The organism is Paractinoplanes hotanensis, from assembly GCF_023717965.1.
GTDB classification, from domain to species: domain Bacteria; phylum Actinomycetota; class Actinomycetes; order Mycobacteriales; family Micromonosporaceae; genus Actinoplanes; species Actinoplanes polyasparticus.
The window spans coordinates 1-22,195 of sequence record NZ_JAMQOL010000072.1; the positions used below are offsets into that span (position 1 = coordinate 1).

At 67.7% G+C, this 22,195-nt stretch carries 23 protein-coding genes and 1 pseudogene; 11 read left to right on the forward strand and 13 right to left on the reverse strand.

All coding sequences use genetic code 11. The features are described 5' to 3' along the window. Both LXN57_RS42075 and LXN57_RS42080 read right to left on the reverse strand, forming a co-directional pair. Positions 1 to 497, reverse strand: a pseudogene (locus tag LXN57_RS42075) (hypothetical protein); the annotation flags it as partial. A 219-nt stretch (positions 498 to 716) separates the two neighbouring features. Further along, positions 717 to 2,192 carry an aminotransferase class I/II-fold pyridoxal phosphate-dependent enzyme gene (locus LXN57_RS42080; RefSeq protein ID WP_251803901.1) on the reverse strand — a complete coding sequence of 492 codons (1,476 nt, stop codon included), beginning with the start codon at positions 2,190 to 2,192 and terminating at the stop codon, positions 717 to 719. Between the two features lie 150 nt (positions 2,193 to 2,342). On the opposite strand from LXN57_RS42080, the gene LXN57_RS42085 reads away from it, so the two are divergent. The 3 genes from LXN57_RS42085 to LXN57_RS48450 are packed head-to-tail and all read left to right on the forward strand — an operon-like array spanning position 2,343 to position 3,868. Next, a complete protein-coding gene (locus tag LXN57_RS42085; protein ID WP_251803902.1) occupies positions 2,343 to 2,528 on the forward strand; it encodes an STAS domain-containing protein in 186 nt (61 codons plus the stop codon). 23 nt (positions 2,529 to 2,551) lie between these two features. Continuing rightward, positions 2,552 to 3,646 carry an IS630 family transposase gene (locus LXN57_RS42090; RefSeq protein WP_251803903.1) on the forward strand — a complete coding sequence of 365 codons (1,095 nt, stop codon included), beginning with the start codon at positions 2,552 to 2,554 and terminating at the stop codon, positions 3,644 to 3,646. Beyond that, positions 3,647 to 3,868 carry an STAS domain-containing protein gene (locus tag LXN57_RS48450; protein WP_369077302.1) on the forward strand — a complete coding sequence of 74 codons (222 nt, stop codon included), beginning with the start codon at positions 3,647 to 3,649 and terminating at the stop codon, positions 3,866 to 3,868. Positions 3,869 to 3,902: 34 nt separating this feature from the next. Here LXN57_RS48450 and LXN57_RS42095 read toward each other — a convergent pair whose 3' ends face one another. From LXN57_RS42095 to LXN57_RS42105, 3 genes are all read right to left on the reverse strand, one after another. After that, on the reverse strand, positions 3,903 to 5,123 hold the full coding sequence (locus LXN57_RS42095; RefSeq protein ID WP_251803904.1) for a PP2C family protein-serine/threonine phosphatase: 1,221 nt from the start codon (positions 5,121 to 5,123) through the stop codon (positions 3,903 to 3,905). Positions 5,124 to 5,160: 37 nt separating this feature from the next. Beyond that, positions 5,161 to 5,715 carry an ATP-binding protein gene (locus LXN57_RS42100; RefSeq protein ID WP_251803905.1) on the reverse strand — a complete coding sequence of 185 codons (555 nt, stop codon included), beginning with the start codon at positions 5,713 to 5,715 and terminating at the stop codon, positions 5,161 to 5,163. A gap of 96 nt (positions 5,716 to 5,811) precedes the next feature. Beyond that, the gene (locus tag LXN57_RS42105; protein WP_369077303.1) at positions 5,812 to 6,195 is read right to left on the reverse strand and encodes an ATP-binding protein; all 384 of its coding nucleotides are present in this window, start codon (positions 6,193 to 6,195) and stop codon (positions 5,812 to 5,814) included. Positions 6,196 to 7,070: 875 nt separating this feature from the next. Here LXN57_RS42105 and LXN57_RS42110 point away from each other — a divergent pair. Beyond that, positions 7,071 to 7,808 carry a SigB/SigF/SigG family RNA polymerase sigma factor gene (locus LXN57_RS42110; RefSeq protein WP_251803936.1) on the forward strand — a complete coding sequence of 246 codons (738 nt, stop codon included), beginning with the start codon at positions 7,071 to 7,073 and terminating at the stop codon, positions 7,806 to 7,808. 308 nt (positions 7,809 to 8,116) lie between these two features. On the opposite strand, the gene LXN57_RS42115 is transcribed toward LXN57_RS42110, so the two are convergent. Continuing rightward, positions 8,117 to 9,115 (reverse strand): ATP-binding protein, encoded by a 999-nt coding sequence (locus LXN57_RS42115; RefSeq protein ID WP_251803907.1) that lies wholly within the window; start codon positions 9,113 to 9,115, stop codon positions 8,117 to 8,119. Positions 9,116 to 9,674: 559 nt separating this feature from the next. Between LXN57_RS42115 and LXN57_RS42120 the strand changes: the two genes are divergently transcribed. Further along, positions 9,675 to 10,913 carry a PP2C family protein-serine/threonine phosphatase gene (locus LXN57_RS42120; RefSeq protein WP_251803908.1) on the forward strand — a complete coding sequence of 413 codons (1,239 nt, stop codon included), beginning with the start codon at positions 9,675 to 9,677 and terminating at the stop codon, positions 10,911 to 10,913. 595 nt (positions 10,914 to 11,508) lie between these two features. Here the strand turns inward: LXN57_RS42120 and LXN57_RS42125 are convergent. Continuing rightward, a complete protein-coding gene (locus tag LXN57_RS42125) occupies positions 11,509 to 11,871 on the reverse strand; it encodes a hypothetical protein (RefSeq protein WP_251803909.1) in 363 nt (120 codons plus the stop codon). Positions 11,872 to 12,742: 871 nt separating this feature from the next. Here LXN57_RS42125 and LXN57_RS42130 point away from each other — a divergent pair. Next, positions 12,743 to 12,940 (forward strand): hypothetical protein, encoded by a 198-nt coding sequence (locus LXN57_RS42130; protein WP_251803910.1) that lies wholly within the window; start codon positions 12,743 to 12,745, stop codon positions 12,938 to 12,940. Continuing rightward, on the forward strand, positions 12,937 to 13,224 hold the full coding sequence (locus LXN57_RS42135) for a hypothetical protein (protein WP_251803911.1): 288 nt from the start codon (positions 12,937 to 12,939) through the stop codon (positions 13,222 to 13,224). Before LXN57_RS42130 ends, LXN57_RS42135 begins: the two co-directional genes overlap by 4 nt. A 148-nt stretch (positions 13,225 to 13,372) precedes the next feature. Here LXN57_RS42135 and LXN57_RS42140 read toward each other — a convergent pair whose 3' ends face one another. After that, positions 13,373 to 14,512: a low temperature requirement protein A gene (locus tag LXN57_RS42140; protein ID WP_251803912.1), complete on the reverse strand. Its 1,140-nt coding sequence runs from the start codon at positions 14,510 to 14,512 to the stop codon at positions 13,373 to 13,375. 182 nt (positions 14,513 to 14,694) lie between these two features. On the opposite strand from LXN57_RS42140, the gene LXN57_RS42145 reads away from it, so the two are divergent. Then, a complete protein-coding gene (locus LXN57_RS42145) occupies positions 14,695 to 15,057 on the forward strand; it encodes a nuclear transport factor 2 family protein (RefSeq protein ID WP_251803913.1) in 363 nt (120 codons plus the stop codon). Between the two features lie 135 nt (positions 15,058 to 15,192). Then, positions 15,193 to 15,825, forward strand: coding sequence for a hypothetical protein (locus LXN57_RS42150; protein ID WP_251803914.1), 633 nt, complete (start codon positions 15,193 to 15,195; stop codon positions 15,823 to 15,825). Positions 15,826 to 15,832: 7 nt separating this feature from the next. Here the strand turns inward: LXN57_RS42150 and LXN57_RS42155 are convergent, their stop codons facing one another. The 3 genes from LXN57_RS42155 to LXN57_RS42165 form a co-directional block, all read right to left on the reverse strand. Further along, on the reverse strand, positions 15,833 to 16,645 hold the full coding sequence (locus tag LXN57_RS42155; protein ID WP_251803915.1) for a helix-turn-helix transcriptional regulator: 813 nt from the start codon (positions 16,643 to 16,645) through the stop codon (positions 15,833 to 15,835). Positions 16,646 to 16,739: 94 nt separating this feature from the next. Further along, the gene (locus LXN57_RS42160; protein WP_251803916.1) at positions 16,740 to 17,312 is read right to left on the reverse strand and encodes a GyrI-like domain-containing protein; all 573 of its coding nucleotides are present in this window, start codon (positions 17,310 to 17,312) and stop codon (positions 16,740 to 16,742) included. A 204-nt stretch (positions 17,313 to 17,516) separates the two neighbouring features. Next, positions 17,517 to 18,578 (reverse strand): aldo/keto reductase, encoded by a 1,062-nt coding sequence (locus LXN57_RS42165; protein ID WP_251803917.1) that lies wholly within the window; start codon positions 18,576 to 18,578, stop codon positions 17,517 to 17,519. Between the two features lie 99 nt (positions 18,579 to 18,677). On the opposite strand from LXN57_RS42165, the gene LXN57_RS42170 reads away from it, so the two are divergent. After that, positions 18,678 to 19,511, forward strand: coding sequence for a helix-turn-helix transcriptional regulator (locus tag LXN57_RS42170; protein ID WP_251803918.1), 834 nt, complete (start codon positions 18,678 to 18,680; stop codon positions 19,509 to 19,511). 4 nt (positions 19,512 to 19,515) lie between these two features. Here LXN57_RS42170 and LXN57_RS42175 read toward each other — a convergent pair whose 3' ends face one another. Together LXN57_RS42175 and LXN57_RS42180 are read right to left on the reverse strand one after the other, a co-directional pair. Continuing rightward, the gene (locus tag LXN57_RS42175) at positions 19,516 to 19,863 is read right to left on the reverse strand and encodes a nucleoside triphosphate pyrophosphohydrolase family protein (RefSeq protein WP_251803919.1); all 348 of its coding nucleotides are present in this window, start codon (positions 19,861 to 19,863) and stop codon (positions 19,516 to 19,518) included. After that, positions 19,860 to 20,480, reverse strand: coding sequence for a TetR/AcrR family transcriptional regulator (locus LXN57_RS42180; protein WP_251803920.1), 621 nt, complete (start codon positions 20,478 to 20,480; stop codon positions 19,860 to 19,862). Before LXN57_RS42180 ends, LXN57_RS42175 begins: the two co-directional genes overlap by 4 nt. 333 nt (positions 20,481 to 20,813) lie before the next feature. On the opposite strand from LXN57_RS42180, the gene LXN57_RS42185 reads away from it, so the two are divergent. Then, positions 20,814 to 22,160: an MFS transporter gene (locus LXN57_RS42185; RefSeq protein WP_251803921.1), complete on the forward strand. Its 1,347-nt coding sequence runs from the start codon at positions 20,814 to 20,816 to the stop codon at positions 22,158 to 22,160. The last annotated feature ends 35 nt before the right edge of the window (positions 22,161 to 22,195 follow it).

The following is a 22,195-nucleotide window of genomic DNA, read 5'->3' on the forward strand; positions in this document are numbered from 1 at the left end:
CCAACCGATAAACTCAACCCAACCAGGTGGGGACTTTCACCGAGCAGACCTGGGGATTTCCACGGAGCCTCATCATCGCTGTAGAGGTTGCGGGTGATCAGCAGCTCGGCCAGCAGCGACGCCACCGAGACACATTCGTCGACGGCCTCGTCCTCCAGCGACGCGGGCGCTACCACCTCGAGCACGCCCATCCGTTCGCTGCCGTTGACCAGGGCCAACCACAGCCGCACCGGTTGGCCGTCGACCTCACCGGCGCAAGGGGTCACCAGGGCATAGGCGCGACCGCCGAGGGTGCCGTCGACGGCGATCGGGTCGCGGTGTGGCACCGACCCGCCGAGCAGCGGCAGCAGCTCGCGCTGCTGATGGTCGACCACATACATGATCATGGCCTCGGCGCCGATCAGGTCCGCGGCGCGCATGGCCATCTCCGGCAGGTCCTCCGGCCGGGCATGATGGGACTGACGCAGCAGTTGCCGCAACGCTTGCAGAGTGCTCATCCCGGCACCTTTCCGATTCGCCTGGTCAAGAGTGCCCTGTGGGCACCCGGGCGCAAGGTCACCGACGCAAAATCACACTGCCCGTTCCGGTCCCGGCTGGCACCGGCCGGGATACCGCCGCATCCCCACGAGCGTCGTAGCGCTCAAGCTTCCATCTCGCGTCCGGCGCCCGCACGGTCCTCAGCCGCCAGGCACAGTCGTCCGAGGCCTGTCGTGCGCTCAAAGATCGGCGATGCGGATGGTCTTCAGCTGCTGGTCGGCCGGGTCGGGCAGCACCATTCCGGCGGCCAGTCCGGTGCGTAGGTAGTCGACCAGCTCGGCGGAGATGCGCTCGCCGAGAATCAGCGCGGGAATGCCCGGCGGGTACGGGGTGACCTGTTCCGCGCACACCTGACCGATGGCCTCGGCGCTGGCAACGGTGCGGGTCGGGCCGAAGAAGGCGTCGCGCGGGGTCAGGACAGGCTCGACTTCGAAGGCGGGCGAGTCGGGCAGATCGACGGTCTTCGCGGCCGGCAGGGTCGCCGCGGCGGTGACCAGGCGCTGCATGGCGGCCAGGAGCCGGTCGGCGGTCTCGCTGTCGTCGGCCATCGACAGGGTGGCCAGGATGCGCCGGTGATCGGAGAGTCCGACGTCGAGGCGGCAGTTCTCGCGCAGCCAGTCGGCCGCCTGGTACCCGTTGATGCCCAGGGCACTGACGTCGAACAGGACCTGCAGGAGGTCGAGGTCGTGGCTGGCTTCCCGGCTGATCAGCTCGTCGTGCAGGACGTGCAGCCCTTCCAGCTTGCCGAGGCGGGCACGGACGTCCTTGGCGAGCGCAAGGGCATCCGACAGCAGCTGGTCGCCGTGCTCGACCATCTGCCGGCGCCAGGCGTCGATCCCGGCGTACACGAGGGTGTTGGGGCTGGTGGTCATGAGCAGGTCCGCGCACGCCGAGAGGTGCTCGGCGTCGACCAGGTCGCCCTGGGAGAACAGCACCGATCCCTGCTCGAAGCCGGCGCCCATCTTGTGCACGCTGACCACACAGATGTCGGCGCCGGCGTTCATCGCCCAGGTCGGCAGATCCTCGTGGAACGGTAGATGCGCGCCCCACGCCTCGTCGATGATCAACGGTTTGCCCCGCCGGTGGCAGACGTCGGCCAGCGCGGCGATGTCGGCGCACGTCCCGTACGGGGTGGGGCTTACGATCAGGGCGCCGGCCGCGTCCGGGTGCCGTTCCCAGGCCTGCTCGAGCTGCTGCGGGGACGGCGGGTGGGCCAGATGCAGCTGCTTGTCGTAGCGCACGTCGACCCAGCGCGGCTCGACCCCGCTGAAGATCAGTCCGGCCACTATCGACTTGTGCGCGTCCCGGCCGATCAGCAGCTGACCTTTGCCACCGGCAACCGCGAGCATGGCCGCCTTGACCGACAGAGAACTGCCGGCGGTGGAGAAGAATGCCTGCTGCGCCCCGACCGCATCGGCCATCAGCTCCTCGGCTTCCGACAGGAAACCATGCGAGGAAGACCGGTCGTCCACGCCGGCGGACGCGAGCAGATCCGACCGGTAGGTGTCGGCGCCCAGGATGTCGCGGGCCCGGGGATCGGCCCCGCGTCCCTGCCGGTGACCGGGAGGCGTGAACCCGTAGCGCTCCTGGCGGTGATACGCGGCCACCGCGTCCAGCATCGGCGCACGGCTGTGGTCCAGGCTACGACGTCGCATACACCGTCTCTACCGCAAGATCCGCAGCCGCAAACGGCCACACAGAACACATCACCGATCCGTGCACGCAACAGCGTGGCACGTGTGTGCGGACCACCCGCACCGGTGCGATGCTGTGTGCGTCAAGTGCCGAGAGCGGAGAAAATGTAAATGGATGATCTGCTGGGCTGGCGGCATACGGTGAGCCACCGTGGCCGTGTCTGCACCATCTGTCTGGACGGTGAGCTCGACATGGCCGCAGCGCCGACTCTGCAGTCGTTGTTCTACGAGCAGCTGCAGGCCGGCAACGACGTGCGGGTCGACCTAGTGCATCGTGATGCTGTTGTCTTTACGTGATGTTGGTGTGGTTGGCTGCCTGGGTGGAGTTGACGGCTGACCAGGATGATGAGCTGCGGGCGCTGACGACGAGTTCGGAGGTGTCGGCGGCGGTCGGGACGCGGGCGCGGATCGTGTTGTGGCATGCCGAGGGCCGGATGAAGAAGGACATCGCCGTGCTGGCCGGGGTATCGCGGCCGACGGTGGATCTGTGGCTGGGCCGGTACGCGGCTGACGGTGCGGCGGGCCTGTTCGCCACGAAGCCGGGTGGGCCTCGCGAGCAGGTGAGCGCGGATGTCCGGTCGCATGTGCTGGCCTTGACCCGCGTGACACCACCGGCGGAGACAGGGTTGTCGCACTGGTCGACCCGGACGATGGCCGACTACGTCACCCGCACCACCGGCACACCGATCTCGCATCACTGGGTGGCAAATCTGTGGCGTGAGCACGGCTTGAAGCCGCAGAAGCAGGGCACCTTCAAGCTCAGCAAGGACCCCGCGTTCGCCGATAAGGTCGCGGACATCGTCGGGCTGTATCTGGACCCGCCCGGCAGCGCGGTCGTGCTCAGCCTCGACGAGAAGACCCAGATCCAGGCCCTGGACCGCACCCAGCCTTTACTACCGATCGAGTTCGACCGGTCCGAGCAGCGCACCCACGACTACGTGCGGCACGGCACCACGAACCTGTTCGCCGCGCTCAACGTCGGCACCGGTGAAGTCGTCGGTGACTGCGTACCCAGCCGCAATGGGCCAGCGTTCTTGGCCTTCCTCAAGAAGGCCGTCGCCCCGCACGCCGGCCGCGAGATCCACGTCGTGCTGGACAACCTGTCCACTCACACCACACCGGACGTCAAAGCCTGGCTGGCAGCGAACCCCAACGTGCACTTCCACTTCACCCCGACCGGCTCCAGCTGGCTCAACCAGATCGAAACCTGGTTCGGGATCATCACCCGCCAAGCCATCCGGCGCGGCACCTTCGCCTCCGTACAAGTCCTCGTCCGGACCATCCGCGCCTACATCACATCCTGGAACACCGACCCGCGACCGTTCCAGTGGACCGCGACCGCCGACGAGATCCTGGCCAAAGTGCGCCTCACCCAACTCAACATCAAGAAACTCGTCGCGAACAACACCAAGTAAATCGATCAGGATCACGACGCACTAGCAGGCGTCACGTTCCTCGATTCGACCATCCTGGGCACACTGGTCAACGGACTACACAACGCCGGCGAGTTCGGCGTCTCGTTCACGGTGACCAATCCGGGCCGGATGACACTGCGGCTGCTGACGATGACCGGACTGCTGGAGGTGTTGGCCGACACGCCGGACGCTGGTGCCAGGCTCGAGGATCTGCCGGGCTGAGGCGGCGCCGGGAAGCTGGCCGATCCGGTGCCGATCAGGCGGGTGCCGTGGCGATATCTCGGCGCACCGCGAGCACGGCGACGTCATCGTCAGGCCGCGCCGGGGCAAGCCGCGCCATGACGGCGTTACAGACGGTGTCCGGCGCCGTCGCCTCGACGACGTCGATCAAGGCTTTGATGCCGACGTCGATGATTTCCGTGCGGCGTTCGACAAGGCCGTCGGTGTAGCCGAGCAGCAGCGCGCCGGGCTGCAGGTCGATAGTGGTGGTGCGGCGACTGCTCCGCCGGTTGCCGACGCCCAGCGGCGCGTCCACCGGCATGTCGACCAGCGTGGTGGGCTGGCCGGGAACAGCGAGAACAGGTTGCAGGTGCCCGGCTGAGGACAGCCGGATCGTTTGCCGGTCGGGGGCGATCATGGCGTACAGGGCGGTGGTGAGGCTGCCGGCCTCGAAGTGCTGGACCTTGCGGTCGAGCATGGTCAACGCCTGGGCTGGATCATCGGTGATCAAGGCGTAGGCGCGCAGTGCGCTACGGACGCGGCCCATCACAACAGCGGAGGCCAGTCCGTGCCCGGAAACGTCGCCGATGACCAGGCCGAGCCAGCCCGACGGCAGGGTGAACACGTCGTACCAGTCGCCGCCGACGCCGAGCTCGTGGCCGGGGACGTAGCGGGCGGCGAGCGTCAAACCGGCCGGGGCAGGCAATCGGGCCGGGAGCAGGCTGCGTTGCAAGGCCAGCGCGGCGGCCTGCTCGGCTTTGCGGGTGCGGATCTGCCCGGCGACGCTGGCCCGGTCGGCGGCCAGCTGCAGCAGGCTGATGTCGTCCGCGGTGAATTCGCGTCGGCGCAGGGTCCCGACGTGCAGCACCCCGATGAGATCCCCGGCGGCCAGGATCGGCACGCCGAGCATCGAACGGACGCCCCGGGCCACCAGCACCGGACTGGCCACAACCTGCGGCGTGACCTCGGTCAGGACCAGTGGCTCGCGGGTCTGCGCGATGCGCCCGGCGAAGCCGTCACCGACAGCGATCCGGACACCGCGGCGGACCTCTTCCTCGAGCCCCTTGGCCGCGGTGACGGCCAGCTCCTGCGCGTGCGGGTCGAGCAGCAGGATGGCCGCGGTGTCGGCGTCCAGTACGTCCCGGACGCGCTCGAGGAGCTCGTCGAGCAGATCCGCCACCTCGAGGCGTGACAGGGTGGCGTCGGTGAGTGCCTGCAGCTGCGCCAGCCGTGTGCTACCGCTGGCCGACTGTGTCATCCGGTCATCGTAGAGCCTGGAACGCTCACCGCCGTTGTCAGCGGAACGAAGTTGAACTCGCGCCGGTGCCGGCGGATGGAATGGTGAACTGCGCCCAGACGTGCTTTCGGCCATCGGCCGGGAACCAGCCCACATCCTCGGCGAGGTGTTCGGCCAGCGGCAACCCGAGGCCGCCCTCGCCGGGGCGCCGGTGGGAGTCGGCGACGGGCTCGGTGCCAGGCTGGTTGTCGATCACGTCGACGATCAGATGACCGTCGGCGCGAAGCAGGGCCACGACCGTCGGCGGCTGAGCATGACGCAAGGCGTTACCGGCCAGCTCCGTGGCCACGATCAGCAGGCGTTCGGCCAGATCATCGAGATCGACCGTGGATTTCTGCAGGCGCTCGGACAGGACGCGCTGCAGCGCCGCCCGCACGGCGGCCAGCTCGGGAGGCTGATCGAGGGTCCACCGCGCGATCTCCTCGTCGATAACGGGCACCTGCCGCATTTCCCATCCCGTCATGGACATACTGATGCCCCGTGCGAGACAGACGATGCACCGGCGCGCGATCTCCCTGAGCAGTCGCGCATCATCGGCCTCGAGACTATGCACCGGTGCGGGACTTCTGTAGCCCTCCGAGGCTGGATTCGGTGATCGACCGGCTACACGGCGGATGAAGCGACGCCGTACCGCTTGATCCGCCCGCTATCAGGTCACGGAGTCGCTGCGGATGTCAGCTGTAGCCAGACGCGCCCAGACAACCTTGCCCTGCGCGGTGGGCGCTGCACCCCAGGCACGAGTCACGCCGGCGACCAGCAGCAAACCTCGACCGCCGAGGCGCTGCGCGTCGGGCGGCTGAACCTTCGGCAACACAGGGCTGTAGTCGCGGACCTCGATGATGACTGCGCCGGGTTCGACGGTGACCACGAGTTCACCGCCGCCTGCAGTGTGCTGGGTGACGTTCTGCACCAGCTCGGACACCACTACCATCGCGTCGTCAAGATCATCGGGAATCACCCACGGTGCCAACGCGGTCTGGGTGGAGTGACGCAGCGGCCCCGCCGGATCGCCATGGTTGAAGGCCAAGCGCATGATCTCCACGGCTTACCTGTTCCCCTTCCTGACCACTGGTCCCTCATAGTGCCGCAAGTGGTTGATCACTCGCAGCCGGCCGACTTCGGCCTGCTTCGTCCGACAGACACCGATATCCCGGCCGATGAACGACCGCACGTCACGCACGTTTATCGCGGTGCCCAACCGTCTCGGACAAGGGCGGCGAACCGACCCCGCCCGCGCGACTGCCGAAGCGCGCGGCGGCTCCCTGTCGCCATGTCGACCGGGGTCATGTGCCCAGCACCCCGGTCCGCCTGACCTGTCCTGGAGCTAACGACTTGCCGCGGCGCAATTGATTTCGTAGGTCTTGCCGCGCAGATCCGGGGAGGCTGCCGGTAGGACAGGTATGGCCGCTGCCCAGCGCCCGGCACTCCAGTCGCTGATCGGGTTCGCCGCCGGTGGACGGATGTGGCTCGTACGGTGGGTTCGCCAAGCTGTACGCCTTCGCCACGACCTCGGGCGGCTGACGGGCATAGACGCCACGAACCTGAGCCAGCTCTGGCCGGCAGCAGGCATCGCCGAGTTGGGCTGCTGCCTGGTCCGCCAGCGCAAACAAGGTGCGCGGCGTGGGTTCAGACGGTGTGGTGAGCGAGTACGGCCGCCAATCTCGGCGATCGTATTCACGTAAACCGGGTCTTCCTACCGGCAGGACGCAACCCGCCATCTCGGCTCAGGAAGGCCAAGCCGAAGTCACCCACCTGCGGCACATCATACTTTCGGTTGGCACCAGCCGCCCTGACGGACTATCTTGACCTCGGTGCGGGGTGGCAGCAACAAGGGAGGAACCTGTGCAGGTTTCGGCCATATCGGCTCGGCGTACCAACCAGGACGTCGACCGCGACAACGCCGAAGCGCTGATCGAAGCGCTCGTCACTACTGATCTCGATGACCAGGCGCGCCCAGAAATTCGCCGACGCGCCATTGAAGCCTGGCTTCCGCTCGCTCAACACCTCGCGCGCCGCTACGCCGGCCGAGGTGAAGCCATCGACGATCTCGTCCAGGTTGCCCTGGTCGGCCTGATCAAGGCAGTCGACCGGTTTGACGCCGGGCACGGTGTGGACTTCGCCGCCTTCGCGGTTCCTACGATCCTCGGCGAGCTCAGGCGCCACTTCCGGGACCGGACCTGGGCCATCCGCGTGCCTCGGCGGCTCCAAGAGCTGCGGCTCGCCATCACCGCCGCCAACAACACGCTCACCCAAACACTCGGTCATTCGCCCACCGTCGCCGATATCGCAACCCACCTCGACGTCAGCGAAGAGGAAGTCCTGGAAGGGCTCGAAGGAGCCCGCGCCTACAACGCCACAAGCCTGTCCACGCCCGTCGGTGAGGACGGCACCCAGGAACTCGCCGACACCCTGGGCGGCGAGGACCACGGCTTCGAACTGGCCGAGATGCGCATCGCCCTCGGACCAGCCATGGCGAGCCTTGACGAGCGGGACCAGCAGATCCTGTCACTGCGGTTCTACGGCAACCGCAGTCAGACCGAAATCGCACAGCAGGTCGGCATCTCTCAAATGCACGTCTCCCGCCTGCTCACGAAGGCGCTCGCCAAACTGCGGCTACTCATGGACGACGACGGCAGTCGTCCATAACGCAATCCCGTCCTCGGCTGTTGCGATCGTCCGCCGAGGACTGGTCCTTACGTCCCAAGCATGACTGGTCACCAGCTGGGACCGCGGCGGCTTTGAGGGCGAATTCGATGAGCCGGTCGGTGCCGAACTGCTCGCCCTGCGCCCAGCGGGCCTCGATGAAGCGGCACCCTGATCGATGATATCGGTGACCAGCACGCCGCTGCCGAACCGCAACACGAGAACGCCGTGGCTCGCACGAGGTCATTCTGGAGTTCCGTTGCGGCCGTCGGCACGGAAAGTCGACGCCCAGCTGGCGGAAGAACTTCGCCCTACGCAGGGCTGCGGTGCATGACCTCGTACGGGAAATGCAGTCGGACCGAAGTGCGGCCTCGCGCCGAATCGATGATCACAACGTCGGCGAGTTGCCGGGCCAGCCACAGCCCGCGCCCGCCCGGCGCCGCGTGCGCCAACTGGGGGCGACGGTAGCCGGCCGTGGCCGGAATCGGACGGCCTGCGGTGTCGTCACACTGGACGATGAAGGTGGCCTTGTGGTGCCAGGCCCGCACGTGCACTGGTGCGGCGCCGTGGCGCAGGCCGTTGGCGGCGACCTCGACGACGGCTACGACAACATCGTCGGCGGGTTCGCCCGTGAAGTGGTGTTCGCCGGTCCACGAGTGCAGCACCGCGCGTAGCCGGCTCAGCTCGGCCACCTCGGCCAGGACCACCTCATGGTCGATGTCGGCCGGCGGGGGCTGCAGCGGCAGGTCATGCCGCTCGGCCAGGTAGCGCTCGGGGCCAAGGTAGGGCGGGGACGGGACACGGCCAGCCGCGGTGAGCAGGTATCGGTGGGTGGCGCGGACCCCGTCGAGGACGTTCGCCGGATGATGGCGCTGGTTCCAGATACAGGTGACCGCCGCGCCGTACGGGGCGTAGGTCTCGTTGCAGAACGCCTCGTAGGCCAGGTAGGCGGCGGCGCGGTCAGCGCGCATGCCGGCGTCCACGCCGCTCGTGAGGTCGGGCTCGGCGACCACGTGCACCCGGCGACCGGCGGCGTGCTGCTCGGCCAGGTAGCGGCGGAAGCTCTCGTAGGCGAATCCGAGCCGCTGGTAGAACGCTGATGGGTCACCCCAGCGCAGTGCGCCGTCGAGTTCGCCGATGTGCTCGGCCAGCAGCGTGCGGGTCTCCTTGCCGACGACGAGCAGGATTTCGTCGTAGCGACCGGCTGAGCGGCGCAGCTCGGGTACGAGCACGGGGAGCAACTCTTCGCCCGAGTCGACGATCAGCGCCGTGTGCGCCGTACCATCACCGCGTTCCTGCTCGCACGTCATGACCGTCTCGCGGGCGGCACCAGTACTGCCGGCGCCTCACCGATGATCGTGTACGTCATGTCATGTCCTGCAGTCCCTTACACAGCTGCGAAGCAGTCCGGGCGTCACCGTGCACGCTGATGAACAATACGAGCAGTTCGCTACCCGAGCCGGACCGGCCTACACGTCGAGCCGACGGCGGCACCGCGGCAGCGCCATCGCTCCGACGTCCGGGACGGCGTCGTCGCGCTCCGGCTAAGCCTCGAACGGGTGCCACAGACGCTGCATTCTCGGCACTCCGGTCGCTCGGCGACCAGCTCGGGCTGGAGAGGAGAGCGGCTTCCGCCAGGAACGTGCGCGCAGTCCCGGGCACAAGATCTCCTTGCAGGCCAGATAGGGTGAAACGCTACAACCAGTGCCCCACGGGTCCGTCGCCAACCCGCACGTGGGCATCCCTAGTTCAACGATCCGGCTGCGCCATAATGGCTCGACCGGCAGACGCACTGCTCGGGAAACGTTAAGCCGGTAGGTGTGCCATACCGCACACCGGCCTGCAGAGGGCGACGAAGAGGTAGATGCCGTGACCGCTGACGGGCGCACTGCCGTCACGTCGCTGCCGGACCACGACGGCGTGTCACTCGGCGGGTCCGAGGCTGACGCATCGGTTGCCGGCATCGTCATCCTGCTCATCGAGGACGACCTCGGCGACGCCGTCCTGGTACGCGAGTACCTCGCTGACAGCGACCTCGACGCCCGCCTGCACCACGTCGACACTCTGCGGCAGGCCGACGAGTTCGGCGGCGAGCCGGAGTGCATCCTGCTCGATCTGCACCTACCGGATGGCCAGGGACTCGATGCCCTGCGCCACGTGCTGCAACGGTGGCCGCGCGCCGCCGTGCTGGTGCTCACCGGCCTCAACGACGCCGCGACCGGCTCGGCGGCGGTCGCCGCCGGCGCCCAGGACTACCTGGTCAAGAATCAGGTCGATGAGGCGATCCTGGCCCGCACCGTCCGCTACGCGGTGCAACGCAAACGCGTTCAGACCGCTGAACGCCGGCTGCGCGACAGCCGGCTGCAAGCTCACGAGAACACCCGCCTGCAGCGCGGCCTGCTCCCCAAACCGCTGCTGACCGACACCACGGTGACCGTAGTCAGCCGCTACCTGCCCGGCCAGCAACGCTCACTGCTCGGCGGTGACTTCTACGACGTCGTCCAGACCGCCGACGGCACCGTGCACGCCCTGATCGGCGACGTCTGCGGCAACGGACCCGACGAAGCCGCCCTGGGCGTCGGACTGCGATACGGCTGGCGCACCCTGACCCTGGCCGGACTACGCAAAGCCGACCGGATGCGACTGCTCGAACAGGTACTGGTCGCCGAACGACCGCACGACGGCATGTTCGCCACAGTCTGCACCGTCGGCATCATCCCCGGCCGCAACGAGGTCATCCTGCTCAGCGCCGGGCATCCCGCACCACTGATCATCAGCCCGGACGGCGCCTACCCCGCGCCGATCACCTACGGGCTCGGGCTCGGAATGGCACCCGGACACGGCCGGTGGCGCGAATCGCGGATCACCGTGCCCGCCGGAGCGGGACTGCTGCTGTTCACCGACGGTGTCATCGAAAGCTTCGCCGACGACGGCACCCGCCTCGGCGAAGAACGCTTCATCGAGATCGCCACCCGCCGAGCCACCATCGCAGACCCCGACGAGTACATCGACGCTCTGCTCGCCGACATTCAGCGTGCCGATGCCGGGCGCCACAGCGACGACACCGCCGTGCTCTATCTGCGCTGGCCCACGACAGGAAACGGGTGACCGAGCACTGGTTCAGGCGGCGGCCAGATGGCGGCACAGGCCAGAAACCTTGGTCAGCAGGCTGCTGTAGAACCGCAGCGGACGGTCTGCTGCTCACGCTTGTCCAGTGTCGTCTTCGTCGGCGCCAGCGCCGACCGGCTCGCGAACTCATACTCGCGATCTTCACCGCCCAGCATCTCCCCCAGGTTCGGTGTTGCCGTCGGCGCTGATCGACGTGGACTGAGGTGCTCGGGCTGTGGCGCACCTGGGCTCCTCACGGAGAGGTGCGACACGCCCGCATGATCGGCACGATCCGGCTCGGCGGGCAGAAGGTGCCGGTTGAAAGTACGTGCGGACGACATAGCTCATGAACCGGCATCGTGGCGGCCGAATCAGGCCGGCCGTTCGGCGCCGTCCTTGCGCATGCCCGTCTGTCGCCGTCAGCGCCTACCGGTCCCGACAAGTCCCTGCAGGCCAGTCGACAACGACGAGAGATGCGCGGCGGTCTGCTTGGTCTGCACGGCACTGGCCCCGGTTTCGCGGGCGACCCGGGCCGTGCCCGAGGCGGCCACGCTGACCTGCTCGACCGTTGTGCTCTGCTGCTTGGTCGACAGCTCTATCTCCCGGGTCGCGTCGTGGTGATCTCGTTCATCGCGCTGACCTGGTCACGCCCGCCGGATACCTGCAGATCAGCCGCCGACTCCAATTCCGCCGACGAGCTCCGGATGTTCCCGACCGCGGAGCCGACCTCCCGGCGAAGTTGCCGGCTGAGCCGCATCGCGATCGCCACGGCGGAGATGACCGACAGCGTGCCCAGCACGCAGACCACGACGATCGCACCGGTCGCGGTCCGGGTCGAGGCTCGACCTTCCTGCTGCACGTCATCCTGAACCTGGGCGACGAGCGCGGCGATGGCCTCTTGCAGGGCGCGCCGCGTCGGGCCGACCTGATCGGCCCTGAGCTGGGAGATGTCCTGCAAACTCGTGATCGCTGGCCGCCGCTGCACCGTCGGTCGAGCGCTGCGGCGTACGCCGACTCGGCCTCGGACACCCGATCGAGCAACTCGAGTTCGGCCGCCTCGTCGAGCAGCGTGCGCAGCTGCGTGACCCGGCCGCCGAACTGCCGACGATCCTCCGCGATCGCCGCCAGGTTGTCGGCGGTCGGATTGAGCGGATAGGCGCGGTAGTCGCCGATCCGCTGCTCGGTCAACGTGCTCAGCTGCTGGCTGGCGCCCAGCCGGCGGGTAGCCGAGGCGATCACCTCGTCCTTGCTGCTCGCCACCGCTGCCAGCGCGGACACGCCCGCCACGCCCATGAGCACGGTCAAGCCGACGGTCAATGCGAAACCGCTGATCAGTCGGGTGCTGAACGTCCTCCGGAGCCTTCTCAATGCTGCTCTCCAGCGAAATTCACCAGGCGGTGGCGCCGACCGGCTGCCCGAGGGCAGCACCCTTAGCCGATGCTTGCAGAAAGGATCGTCCGTGGCGGCCGATTCGCCCTATTTGGGACGACACCGTCCGCGCCGCGAACCACCGGCCGCGCGTTGCGGCCATTACTGCTTCTGACCGAGCAACGGCGGGTCATAGCGGCGCCGGTCCGATCAGCGGTGCCGTGACTAAAGCCCGAAGCAGGTCGGCGTGGAGTGCTGAGCGGACGAAGCGAGGGTGGAGGCGATGACGGTGCAGCTGAAGCGGTGTACTGCGCTGGCGCCGGCAGCGGCGCCATTGTCCCGGCCGGTCAGTACCACGGCGATGATCCAGTACCCGGGAGAAGCCGGGCGGCATCGCCATCTCAGGCCTGTTCATCGCCGTCTCACTAATCTCCCGCGTCAGCCGCACCACCGAGCCGCGCGTGGTCAGCATCGAGTTCGACGAGATCACCCGCCGATTCATCACCGAATCCCTCGAACTCAACGGCGCCCTCGACCTCGTCGCCCACCGCCACCAGACCGGCGACGCCGCCGAATACCAGTTCAAGGAAACGCCAACAACGCGGGCGGCAACCCGGTCCCCGGCGCCAACGACATCCTGTTCCTGGAGATCGACGTGATCGACCCCTCCGCCTTCAGCGACACTCTGGTCGTCCGCGGCATCGACGTCGACGGCAACCGCATCCTGCGCACCGAGGCCCTGGCGGCGGCGAACGCCATCGCCGCGATCGTGCCCGCCCGCCGCGACGCCACCGGCGTACGCCCGCACTGCTACATCGCCTGGGGTGGCCTCGCCGAGTCGCCCGCCGTTGGCCGCGCGACACTCATATATTCCAATACGGGAGCAGCGATGTTGTCTGGGCTGGCCGACCACACGGGCTGTAGCCGCGCTCGGCTTGAATGAGATCTGGTGCGGTGAGCTGCTGCGGTCCCGGCGACGGCAACATCGCGCTGCGGAGGACACCGTGATGGGTCGGTGTGGCTCTACCGAGCGTTCTTCAGTAACTCTTGTGGTGAAGGACATGGTGCTGTTGGTCAACGTCTTGTCTCGCTTATCGAGGCGTGCGCCGGAGGGTCGGACGGGGAACAGCGGGGATGAGGGCGATGACGATGGCCAGGAGCAGTCCAGGCAAGGTCGGCATTGAGGCAAGGGCGGGGATCGATATTGCGGCCAGCAGCGCCGCAAGCCATCGAGCCCGCGTGGCCTGGCCGGTCATACTCCGCTCGTACAGGGCGATGGTTATCAGATAGACGGCGAGGCCGCCGCTCAGAGTGATGGCGCCGAAGCCGCCGAGCGCGCGGGCGGTCTCAGCCTGGTGCATCGCCGTCGCCAGTCCGACGGCGACGAGCAGGACGGCGCTGACGATCCCGGCGTGTAGATAGGTGCCGATGGTCGCCAACGACGCCCGGCCCTCCCCTGCCCGGCTGGCTATCGCGTGTTGCGCCGCATCCGCCAGGTGCGGGAAGTAGTTCCACCACAGCGCTACGGCCAACCCCACGGCGAACATCGCGGCGGTGAGGATTTCGGCGTCGAGATGGTGAGTGCTCGCGCCGGATCCGATCGAGATGATCGACTCACCCAAGGCCAGGATGACGACCAACTGGTGGCGCTCGCTGAAGTGGGTGGCGGACGGCAACCGCCAGGCGCCCCCGCGAGAAGTAACGCGGACGGTGATTCCCTCGATCACCACCGCGGCGAGCCACAACACGAGCTGCGCCGTGCCACCGAGAAGAGCTCCGGCCAGCAGCGCTGTGGACACCGGAACGATCGTGGTGCCCATGGTCCACAAAACCTGTCGCCGTAGCCTGGTGTCCGTGCCTGCCGCGGCGAGAGTGACGGCGGTATAGACGACGGAGACCGCGATAAATCCTCCAGCGAAGGTCACCCGGCTGCTGTGATCGTGGAACGCCTCCGGGATCGCGAGGGCCAGCGCGAAGACCAGCACGATTGCGGCCAGGGTGCCGAGCCGGCCGATGCCGCGCCCGGCGTGCACCTGATTGGTCAGCCACGCGTAGGACGCCCACGACCACCACAGCACGCCGAAGACGGCAAGACCCTGCAAGATGCCGATCGGGTTGGCTTCTGCTGTCATCAGGTGGGTGACCTGAGTAAAGGCGAAGACGTACACGACGTCGAAGAACAGTTCGAGGGGTGTGGCCCGATGCTCCTCGGTGGTCGGCACCGTAGCCATGACCCGTCGCGCTGATGCTGCCTGGGCTTTCACGATGCCCGTCCCCCTTCGCGGTTGTCCTTGTCGGCACGGACGAGTGTGCGCACCCGGGAGGGCCGGAAGAAGGCCCCGGCTTCCGGGGTGCGGCATACCTGGGAAGACGCGGCCTTCCGGACCGGCTGGCGCAACACCAGGCTCAGCCCATGAAAATCTCCGAGAAGCAGGTCGCGGACTGGATCGGCGGATACCTCAAGGCCTGGAAGACCACCGACCCGGCGGACATCGCCGCTGTCTTCGCCGACGACGCCGAGTCCTACGAATGGCCGTACGAGACCGCGTGGATCGGCCTCGGCGAGATCATCCGGGGCTGGCAGTCGCGGGCGGCATGGCAGGAAGGCGGCTGGAGCTTCGACTGGAAGCTGCTCGCTGTCAATGGGGACACGTTCGTGGTCAAGGGCGTCGGCGCCTACCGGGAGCTGGGCAATTTCGACAATCTGTGGGTCGTCACCCTGGACGAGGTCGGTAAGTGCGCGGTTCTGCGCATGTGGAACAACCAGATCAACTAGTTTGTGATGGCGTACACGGACGACCTCATCGGTGCCCACACCGTCCGGGAGCTCCGTCGTGCGTTCACCACCGCCGCTCCGGGACTGCCGCTACGTGCCCTTGCTGCGACAATCCCGGAAGCAGGAACTGGAACCTTGCGCAGCCGCAGCGACGCGCTGAGACGGGCGTTGTTGGTCGACCTCCCCTGGAGGTACGCCGACCTGGCCGCTCTGGTCCGTGCGACGCATCGCTCCGCTGCGCTGTTCCGGGGGTGGATGCTGCTGCCGGTGACCATGGCTGTCGCCGCGCGGGCATGTGATGACGGTACGCCGGCGGCGTTCGACGACGCGATGGCGCTGCTCAGTGAGATTACCGGGCGGTTCACCTCAGAGTTCGCTCTGCGCCCGATGCTGGCCCACGATCTGACCCGGGCCCTGCGGATCGCCCGGGACTGGGCCGGATCGCCGGATGAGGATCTGCGCCGGCTCGCGGTGGCCGGCACCCGGCCGCATCTGCCGTGGGCGCGACGCGTACCCGCGATCCTGCTCAGCCCGTCGGTGACGGTGCCGATTCTTGACCTGTTGCATCATGACCCGACCGAGTACGTGCGCCGTCCTGTCGCCGATCATCTGGCCGATCTCGCTCGTCAGGACCCGCAGTTGGCCGTCCGGACTGCGGCCCGCTGGCTCGAGCGACCGAACGACGACCTTCGTCGTCTTGTGGAGTGGGGGCTGAGGCGCCTGGTGCGGCAGGGTCACCCGGACGCGTGCCGCCTCCTGGTCTCGTGAGTATCGGTCAGGCGTGGACCGCGCCGAGATAGGTCAGGGCCTGCTCGCTGCGGCTGCCGGGCTGGGCCGTCCCCACGTGCAGTTGCTGGCCGGGGGCCTCGCGCACATCGAAGCTCTGATAGGTCAGGTCGATGCGACCGGCCTCGGGATGATGAAAGGTCTTGTCGGTACGCGGTAGCGCGCCGACGCCCTGCCGGTCCCAGCGTTGCGTGAAATCCGGGCAGTCCGCGAGATCTTCCAGTACGGCGAGGATGTCGGGGTCGGCGGGGAACAGGCCGGCGTTGAGACGTAGCGCCTGCACCAGCGTGTCGGCCAGCGCGGTCCAGTCGTCGAAGAAGGTCCGGGCCAGCGGGTTGGTGAAGACCACCCGGACCATGCGGGGTCGTGTGCCGAACGGGGCCAGCAGAGCCGTACCGAGCGGATTCGTGGCCAGCACGTCGAAGGCCGGACCGACAATGTACGCGGCTGTCCGAGGAAATCCGTCCATCAGGTTCAGCAGCGCCGGGTGAACCAGGTCGCCGGCGGCAGTCGGTCTGAGGCCCGGATTCAGCCCCGCGAGCCGATAGAGGTGACTGCGGGAGTCCGCGTTGAATTTGAAGGCCCGCGCAATCGCGTCGAGGATCTGTGCCGAGGGATGACGCTCGCGACCCTGTTCAAGCCGGGCGTAGTAGTCGGCGCTGACGCCGGCCAGGACCGCCACCTCTTCGCGCCGTAAGCCCGGCACCCGGCGGTCTCCGCCGGCGGCCAGGCCGGTTTCGGCCGGGTCCACCTGGGCCCGGCGGGCGCGCAGGAACTGCCCGAGTGGGCTTTCGTGTGCCATGGCGCGAGCGTAGGCACGCCGACCCGCGCCTGCCAGGGTGCAGCACTCCCTGTCAGGCGCGCGGGCCAGGTGTCCGGGATTCAATACCGCGTGATCAGGCGCTGACTACGGGGTCACGCAGAATCGTCTTCAGATTGGTCTGCGGCGTGCCGCGGCCGAACGCGTCGAGATGGATCTCGTGGTGAGGTCCATTACGGTGTAGTTCGTGGCTGTCAGCAAATGTGCCCAGCCGTGCCAAGGTCTTGTCCTCGTCGGCGAACGGGCCGTGATGCATGACCTGTACGACCTTGCCCTCCGCCATCGTGAAGAGGGCCAGCCCGTGCTGCCGGGCCATCTCCAGACCGGCAATCGCGGAGGACGACGGTGGCAGCTCTGTGCCGTCAGGGACACGGACAAGAATGCGCCAGCGCAAATGCTCCAGCGGCACCGTCCAATAGAAGTCGGCGATGCCGACGTCACCGTGCTCAGGATTGAACCAGTAGATGATCTCGATGGGGCCGGCCAGGCCGAGGCCCTCGGAGGCCAGCGTCAGAGCCTCTTTCTTCGCGTAGAAGTCATCGCTACCGGGTGCGCCCTCGCCGGATAGGGACAGATAAGTCGTAGGACCGATCATGGCGATCTGCGGGTCGTCGGCGGCCACGAAATAGTCGTCTTCGGTGTTGGTCACAGCTTCCTCCGTGCCTGTCAGGCAGTCTTTCAGCGGCTCTTCGTCTTGCCTCGATCTTGCTCGGAACCTCCCGGAAGTGGCAGGGCAGGTTTGCCTAGGGGCGCCAGACCCAGGCGCATCTCATGCGGACGTCAGGTGCGACGACATCGTCACGTCGTACTCGACCGAGGCTGCGCCGCCACCGGCTCGGCCGCAGGCGCGCGGTCAGGCGCGGGCGAACGCCGCCGAGCTGACGCCGTTGATGGTGGTGTCGCCCTGCTGGAATCCGAGGCCGAAGCTGCGAATCACATTCATCGGGTATTCGAGCTGCGGCTCGGTCAGCGCGCTCAGCCGATCGATCTGGTCCTGCGCCAAGGTGACTTCTACCGAGGCGAGATTGTCGTCCAGCTGGGCGATCGTGCGTGCGCCGATGAGAGTCGACGTGATTTCCGGGCGCTGGCGCACCCAGGCCAGCGCGACAGCGGCGACGGACGTCTCATGATCGGCGGCGAGTTCCGCCAGATCGTCGAGCAGGACAAAGGTCGACTCGGTGAGTTGCGGGGCGGCGTATCCGGATCGGGAGGAACCGGGCACTGCGCGAACCGTGCGGGAGTATTTGCCGGACAGCACACCGGAGGCCAGCGGGCTCCAGGGGGTGACGCCGAGCCCGAAGGCGCGCGCGGCGCCGAACTGCTCACCTTCCGGCGTACGGGTCAGCAGGGAGTACTCGATCTGCAGCGCGGCGATGTTCTCCCAGCCACGTGTCCGGGCGATGCCGACCGCCTGTCCCACCCACCAGGCGGGGGTGTTGGACACGCCCACGGCGCGGATCTTTCCGGTCCGGACCAGGTCGTTGAGGGTCGTCAAGGTCTCTTCGATGGGGGTGTGCCGGTCCCATTGGTGCATCCAGTACAGGTCGATGTAGTCGGTGTTGAGCCGGCGCAGCGACTCGTCGAGCTGGGTGTGGATAGCCTTGCGGCCGGCGCCACCGCCGTTGGGGTCGGCCGGGTACAGCGTGCCGCCGAACTTGGTGGCGAGCACGATCCGGTCGCGGCGGCCGGGGTGCTTGTCGAAGTACCGGCCGAGGGTTTCCTCGGACTTGCCGCCGTTGTACTGGTTCGCGGTGTCGATGAAGTTGCCACCGGCGTCGAGGTAGCGGTCGAGAATTTCGAACGATTCCTCGGGAGCCGATCCCCAGCTGCCGTCGTCGAAGGTCATGGCGCCCAGCGCGAGCGGGCTGACGCGCAGGCCGGAGGTACCGAGGGTGCGATACGCGGTGAGTGACATAGATGCCAGTCTCGGCCCCGCCCCGCGCCGGGAGAAGGACACGTCTACCGGGGTGCGCGGCACCCACCCAGACCATTGCGTCCGGGGTAGCGTCCAGTGGTGAACGCGAAGCCGAGCAATGGACTGGGCGATTTCCTGCGGGCCCAGCGCGCCCGGGTCTCGCCGCGGGAGGTGGGTCTGAGCACCGGTGGCGACCGCCGGGTTTCCGGGCTGCGACGCGAGGAGGTCGCCGTCCTGGCCGGGGTCAGCGCTGATTACTACACCCGCCTGGAGCAGGGCCGAGAGCGTACGCCGTCGGCGCAGGTGGTCGACGCGTTGTGTACCGCGTTCCGGCTGGGCCCGGATGCCCGGGACCACGCCTTCCGGCTCGCGAAGCTGTCGCCGACCGCACCGGGCACGGTCGAGGAGGTCAGTCCCGAGCTACTGCACATGATCGACGGCTTCCCGCATGCCGCGGCCTACGTGACCAATCCGGCGCTGCGGGTGCTGGCCACCAACCCGGCAGCAGCCGCGCTGATAGCCCCGATCCGGCAGCCGCGCGGGATCCTCGCCACGATTTTCCTCAGCGACGTCGCGCGCGATTACTACGTGAACTGGGACCTCGTCGCCCGTACCTCGGTCGACGCCTTACGGCATTCGGCGGGTTTCGTTCCGCCGCACCCTGAAGTGCCGGAACTCGTGGAGCGGCTGCACCACGACAGCGCCGACTTTCGCCAGATGTGGGACGAGCAGAACGTATCCGGCCTGGCCCTGACGCGCTTGGCGATCCGGCACCCCGATGTCGGCCCGATGGACCTGATCTACCAAGCCTTCGACGTGCGCAGCGCCCCTGGTCAGCAGCTCACTGTCGTCACGGCCGAGCCAGGTTCTCCCAGCGCCGATGCGATGGCTCTGCTGGCGACCCTGGATGTCGCCAGACACAGCAACGCCTGAGGCGTCAGGCGTCGTGGCCGATGGCCGCCTCAAGATTCTTCTCGATCGTGGACATGGTGTGCACGAAGGCGTGGTCGATGTCGACGTCGAGTTTGTCTGCCAGCACAAACGTCCACCAGAGCGACTCAGCCAGCTTGTGCTCGAGCTCGGCGGTGACGTCGCCGTCGATGGGCCAGGTGCCGTCGTGGGCCAGGAGCAGCCGACCGATGTGCCCGACGTCGTTCGAGAAACCGATCATCAGCTCGTGCAGGGACCAGGTCTTGCCGTTGACGCGCTTCTCAATCGTCTCGTAGAGGGCCCGGACGGCCAGAGCACGCTCGCTGGCGTCACTCAGAATCGGGGTCTGCTTCATGGCAGTGCTTCTTTCTCGTTGGGCGGCCTGCCCGGACGCAGCAGGCCGCGGTGGATGACGTCGAGCATTTCCTCTTTCTCGGCGTCGTTCAGGTGGGAGGCTTCCGCGGTGGCGTGTACCGCGGAGGTGAGGCGTGCAAGCAATGCGGGGTGTACGCCGTCGGCGAGGACCCCGGCGTGGGCGGCCTTGGTCAGAACAGCGTCGCTGGCGTCAGTGAGGGCCAGGCAGGCGCTGTGCAGCGGCGAAGCCTCGTCATTCAACGCGGTGAGCAGAGCGGCGGAGACGCCATGGTAGACGGCTGTGTGGGCGGTCATGGCCGACAACCACACGCGCAGGCTCTCCGCTGGATCGCGGCGCGCGGCCGCGGTTTTCGCGCCGGCGGCGCGCACCTGGTCCTCCCATCCCGCCAAGACCTCGCGTAGGAGATCTTCCCGGGTAGGGAAGTTGCGATAGAACGTGGCCGGGCCAACGCCCGCTGCTCGGGTGATGTCGTCGAGGGAGACGGTTGCGCCGCGCTCGGTGAAGAGCGCCCGGGCGGCGTCGACAATGGCGTCCCTGTTGCGCTGAGCGTCAGCGCGGAGCCGCCGCTGGGCGCCGGCTGCCGGGTGGTGGATCACACCGCCCTCTCTTTCTGGCATAAACGGAGTGCTATTTCGGATCGTACGCCGTGGTCCCTGCCGTTTCATCGCACCGCGTAGGTGCATTGCACCCAGGAAATTGCACCCTTCCAGCGCCCGTCGCCGCTCTGTACGAATTGCCAAGTGGAGAAAAGCTCCGCTTGAGCGAGATCGGACCATGAGCATGGACGTACTTGTACTCCCGCGACTCGGCCGCCGATTCACGCCATGCGTGCCGGTGATGCTGCGATGAATGGGACGACCACACGCCCCGCCACCACGGCCGCTAGGTGGGTCGGCCTTGCGATCGGCGCAGTGCTGACCATGCAGCTGATGCTCCAACTCGACGCACAGGTCGTGACGGTCGCACTGCCCCGGCTGCAAACGGAACTCGGGTTCTCGGTCACGTCGCTGTCGTGGGTGCCGAACGCGTACGCCCTCGCCTTCGGTGGCCTGCTGTTGTTGGGTGGTCGCCTCGGCGACGTGCTGGGCCGGGTCCGCGTCTTCACCCTCGGTACGGCGATCTTCGCTCTCGCCTCGGTGCTGGCCGGCGTGGCCCAAGAGCCGACCACGATGATTGTGGCCCGGGTGCTGCAGGGCGTCGGTTCGGCCGTCGCCGCCCCGAGCATCCTCGCCCTGGTGGTGTCGCTGGCCCGTACGCAGCGGGAACGGACCCGGGGGCTCACGCTGTTCACCGCCGCCTCCGCGGTCGGCTCGTCAGTCGGATTGATCCTGGGTGGCCTGCTCACCACCCTCGCCTCGTGGCGTTGGGGCCTGCTCATCAACCTGCCGATCGGCCTGTTCGTGGTGCTGGTGGTACGCCGCGTTGTTCCCGAGATCGACCGCCACCGCGGCAGCATCGATGTGCCCGGCGCAGTGACCGTCACCGGAGGGTCGGTGGCATTGATCTTCGGCCTCCTCCGGGCCGCGGAAATCTCGTGGACCGATCCGGTCACCGTGATCGCCTTCGCGGTCGCCGCCGTTCTGCTCACGGCATGCGTCTTCGTCGAGCGCCGGGCCGTTCACCCGCTGATCGACGCCGCACTGCTGCGCAATCGGGCCAGAACCGGCGCACTGACGGTGATGGGGGCCACCGTCGGCGCACATTTCGCCATGATCTACCTGGTCGTGCAGTACGACCAACGCGGTCTGGAATTCGACCCCCTGCAGGCCGGGCTCGCGTTCCTGCCCCTGACGGTCACAGTGCTGGTGCTGAGCCAGATCGTCCCGCCCTTGCTCAGCCGTGTCGGCGCGCAGGCCCTGACGGTAGCCGGCACGCTGCTGGTCACCCTCAGCTTCGTCGGCTTCGCGATGCTGGACGCCGGGAGCAGCTACCTGACCGGTGTTCTGCCGGCACTTCTGGTCCACAGCGTCGGGGTGGCATTCGTCTTCAACGCCACCACCGTCGAGGTGATGTCCGGGCTCGAAAACACCGACACCGGCGCCATGTCGGGTCTGCTGCAGACCGGACAACAGCTCGGCGGGTCCTTCGGCATCGCGGTCGCGGTCGCGACCATCGCGGCAACCGGTGGTCGCAGTGGCGAAACCGAAGAGTTCATCGACGCCCTACCGGCCGGCTTCCAGGCAGCCGGTGTCGTCGCACTGCTGGCTGCCCTGGTGGCGGCGTTCACGATGCGCACCCCGAAAAGGCGGTCACCGGCTACACCGTCCACCACCTGATTCATCGCCGCCGTAACGACAGAACTGTCAGGAGA